This is a genomic window from Rothia endophytica, assembly GCF_928381505.1.
Lineage (GTDB): Bacteria > Actinomycetota > Actinomycetes > Actinomycetales > Micrococcaceae > Rothia > Rothia endophytica_A.
The window spans coordinates 1-4537 of the sequence record NZ_CAKMSJ010000019.1 but is presented as its reverse complement, the minus strand read 5'-3'; the positions used below and the strand labels follow the sequence as shown (position 1 = coordinate 4537).

The 4537-nt window shown below is 57.9% G+C and carries 2 protein-coding genes; both read left to right on the top strand.

Annotated elements, in window-relative coordinates:
• The first annotated feature begins 341 nt into the window (after positions 1–341).
• Positions 342–623, top strand: coding sequence for a pyrophosphorylase (locus L6990_RS11655; RefSeq protein WP_237204366.1), 282 nt, complete (start codon positions 342–344; stop codon positions 621–623).
• Positions 624–739: 116 nt separating this feature from the next.
• Positions 740–4537, top strand: a 3798-nt coding sequence (locus tag L6990_RS11650; RefSeq protein ID WP_237204365.1) for a DUF6531 domain-containing protein, incomplete at its 3' end; no start/stop codon positions are given.

Here is a 4537-nt window from a genome sequence, read left to right as displayed (position 1 = left end):
AGAGGTACCGGTGGCAAGGCTCCCAGCAGCTTCGCCTATCCACTGAATAAATCTCAGAGACTATATGACGAGATTTAACACCCCTCTTGTTGTGTCGCCCCTAGAAAATTTTCTCACCAATAATTGGCACACTAAGCATTAAGCCCAAAGTCAGAGCCTTGTTGTATACCCCAAAAAGTTTATGACGAAAGCTTCGCCAAGATAGGGGACAAAAATGTAGTTAAAGTTTTACTTTCACAACAGTAACCTCTAGTCAGGGACACAAAGCCACCCGGATGCCACCTGCCTCAAGGCAGACGGGGGCCTACCCTCAACTCATCACTATGAAAGGTAGCACCACCATGGCACGCGTACTCTCCTCTGACGAAGCAAAGTCAGCAATTACCCGCATCCAGGAAATCATCAACGGCGGCCTGAGCGAGCAGATCTCAGCTCTTGACGGTCAGGGTCAGCTGCTCTCAGACCCCAACAACTGGGATGGCCCCCTGGCAGAACAGTTCCGTGGCTCCACCTGGCCTGAAACCAAGTCAGCCCTCGACAAAGCAAAGACCGAACTTGAAGAACTGCAGCAGCAGCTGCAGAAGATTTCTCAGGATATCTTCACCGCTGGTGGCGGCGCTTAAAGCACCTACCAACTTGTTAGGGAGCGCAGAGGTTAAGGCCTTCTGCGCTCCTTGTACTCTCTAAACCAATCCTTGACCCGTCACCGAAACAGTTTCTGCCTAAAGGACGCCGCACCATGAGCACCCCTGATATTCCCTTCAACTCCACCATTGCTAGCAATGTGCGCAACACCTTCAACGCTACTGCTGAAGCCCTGGACGAGCAGGCTACATCCCGCTCGGCCGCTGCTAGCACCATTATGGACGAGTTCAAGGGACCTTATGCCACGGTCTATGAAGAGAACACCACTCATGTGCCCGGTGATATCAGCAAGCTAGCCCATGCCATGCGCGAGGTAGGTTACCTCATGGATCGGGCTATTGAGGCTTATGAAGAGGCTAAGGCTGATGCTGAGAAAAATATGTTAGAACAAGCCGGTGACGCTATTGCAGATTTCTTTGGGTTTGGTGACGATCCTCAGGTGCCCCCGGCCCCTACCCTCCCGTCAGTAGATACCCCTTCAACAGCGTCCAAGAACACACCGGATGGCCAGGCGGGGACCGAAAGCACGGTTTCGGGTATTCCCTCCCAGATCCGTGATGGGGTGCAGACGCTCAGTGGCCTTGATAAGAACCTAGAAACCCACCCAGGTTCCTTAGAAGATGCCTTGGCAGCTTACGCTACGGATTGTTCCTGGGCACCGGTGGATGCCGGTGATATCCCCACCCAGTTGAAGAACTGGTTGGATGCTAACGATACTGAGGGTCAATGGCTAGGCAGAATTGCTGATGCACTCGAATCCGTCACTGGGGACCCAAATGCTCTAGCCTCGGTGCCCTATTCGGCTATGGAAGCATCGGTAGGTAGCGCCTCAGCTATGACCCGCGCGGCTATTGATATTAAATCCCCCACTATTCAGGGCTCGGAATCATCCGCCGGTTACATCGGTGACCCCGTCAACGCGGCAACCGGTAACTTCATTGAACCCGAAACCGACCTCACCTTCACCGGTCCCTGCTTCACCCTGGCCCTGACCCGCATGTACAACGCCCTTAACAGCCAGGCTGGGGTCTTCGGCACCGGCTGGTCCTCCCCACTGGATATGCGCCTGATGCTGAGTGGCGAGAAGGCGACCTGGGTGAAGGAGGACGGCCAGCACCTCATCTTCCCCCGCCGCGGTGAAGGTTGGGAGCGTGCAGAGTTGCATGCTCTGTGGCTGACCCGCCAGAACACCACTGACCTGCCGGTTTCCCTGCCCACCGATGCCGCCCAGGTGCTGGTGGTCCGTGATAACACCGGTGCCTGGTGGGCTTTTAGTCTCACCGGTGACTGGCTGGCTCACAGTGTGGGTGCTGGGGATGTTGTCACCGTGGACCGTGATGAGCAGGGCCAGGTTGTGGCTCTGCATCACAGCCGTGGCCGTTGTATCGGTATTGAATACGCTGCTGGCCGGGTGGCCTACGCACAGACCAATGACGGCACCCGCATGGAATACCTCTATGACCGTGAGGGTAGGCTGACCGCTGCTCGCTCCGCACTGGGGCCCCGGGTCTACGACTACAACGAGCAGGGCCTGATCAGCGCGGTAACTGCTGCTGATGGCACGGTTGAGGTGGAAAACTTTTATGATGCCCTCGGGCGGGTGCGTTCACAGAACTACCCGCACGGTCTCACCCGCCGCTACTCCTACCTGGCAGGCGGCCTCACCCTGGTGACCAATGAGGACGGCTCGCACGCCAACTCCTGGGTTTCTGACTCCAAGGGCCGCCTGGTGGGCATGATTGATGCACACCAGAGGCGCCAAACCATGGCTTACGATACCTTCAATAACCGGGTCTCAGTCACTGAGCGTGATGGGGCTATGACGGTGCGCGCCTACACTAAGCGCGGTTTGCTTGCCCGTGAGGTCAGCCCTGAAGGTGCCGATACCACCTACGAGTACGATGCCCAGGACCGTTTGATCACGCTGATGACAGCCAACGGGGCAGCGGTGTCTTATGAGTATGCTGATGCTACCGGGGGTGAGCGTAACCCCTCGGCGCTGGTTGATGCTTTGGGTGGGCGTACTGAGATGACCTGGGAGGGCGGCCTGTTGACCTCGATGGTTGGCCCCACCGGGGTCTGGGCCACCTGTTCCTATAATGCTTACGGTGAGATGACCGCAGTGAGCAATGCCGCCGGGGATGTGACCTCCTTTGTGCGTGATGCTGCCGGGCGTATTGAGCGTATTGTCAGCCCGCTGGGGCTGACTACCCGGTTCACCTATGATGCTGCCGGTCTTTTGGTCTCCCGTGAAGACGCGGACGGGGCGGTGTGGCGCTTCGGGTACGGGCCCGGTGGGCGCCTGACCAGCGTCACTGATCCTGCTGGGGCAAGAACCACCTATGAGCACAACGCCGCTGGTGAGGTAGCTAAGACCATTGATCCTCTGGGCCGGGTCAGCACCCGTGGCTTTGATTCTATGGGTAATGTGGTGTCTTTGACTGGTGCGGATGGTGCGTGTTGGGCGCTGGAATATGACCAGCTGATGCAGAATACCGCGGTCATTGACCCGCTGGGTCACCGGTGGTCCCGTGAATTTGATGCCAATGGTGAGCTGGCTGCGGTGGTTGACCCCACCGGTGTGCGGGTGAGCACCGAGTATCAGCGTCAGTCTGGCCTGGTGCAGGTCAAGGATGCTTTTGGCACTCATACCACCAGTTTTGATGTGTATGGGCGCCCGGTTAAAGAAACCGCGGCGGATGGCTCTGAGGAAATCTACACCTATGACGCTGCCGGCAACGTGGTGGAGATCCTCGATGCCGAAGGCGCTTTGACCCTGATCGCCCGCGATGGGCGGGGTGAGGTGACCTCGGTGACTTCACCTGAGGGCCGGGTTACTTCCTTTACCTATGATGCGTGTGGTCGTCCGTCCACCATGAGAGAGCCTACCGGGGTCGTAACTACCCTGGAATATGATGCTGATTCACGGGTGGTGGTGCGTTCTACGACTGCTGGTGTGCGTGAGGAGATCACTTATGATGCTGCCTCCCGTCCGGTACTGGTACGCACTAATACCGGGGTGGCCCGCTACGGGTATGACGCCTGCGGGCGTCTGGTTTTTGCTGTGGACCGTAAGTTTGGCGCCCGCCGCTTTGTCTATGATGCTGCTGGTCAGCTGGTCACTGCCATCAACGGTCTGGGTGGTAAGACGCGGTACACCTATACTGCTGCTGGTTTGGTGGCCAGCGTAACTGACCCCCGCGGGGAAAGCACGTTCTTTGAGTATGATGCTGCAGGTCAGTTGATCTGCCGCACTGATGCGCTGGGCCGTAAGACCACTACCTCCTACGATGCCGCCGGGCGCCTGGTCAGTTCAGTGAGCCCGGACGCCGACACGCTCTCGTATACCTACGATGAGGCTGGCGTACTGGCAACTACCCGTTTTAATCAGCAGTTGGTCTGCCGGGTTGCCCGTGATGCTGCTGCTCGTACTACTACTGTTTTTGATTACACTGATCTGGGTGTGGGTCTGATTGATGAGCAGACCGGCGCCCCGGCGGTGCACACCCTGGTGCATGACCGGGTGGGCCGACTGGTGCGTCAGTGCGTAGCTGGGTCCCTTGCTGGTGGCGGGCATGAGAGTGTGATGACCTATGACCGTGACGGTTTACGCACCAGCCTAAGTGTTGATGGGGCGGTTACTGAGTACACTTATGAGCCGGGCACCGGCTTGCTGTCCTCGGTGATGCGTTCTGCCGCTGATGGTGGTGTGCTTGAGGGTCTGGAGTACCACTACGACGCTCACGGGCAGTTGGTGCGTATTAGTGATGCTGATGGTCAGGTTCTGCGGGCTTTTGGTGTGGCACCGACGGTGGTGCAGGGGCAGGCTTCTGACGCCGGTGATAGGGCTAGCTCTGATGCTGCCGATAAGGTTGCTGCTACCGGTGCCTCC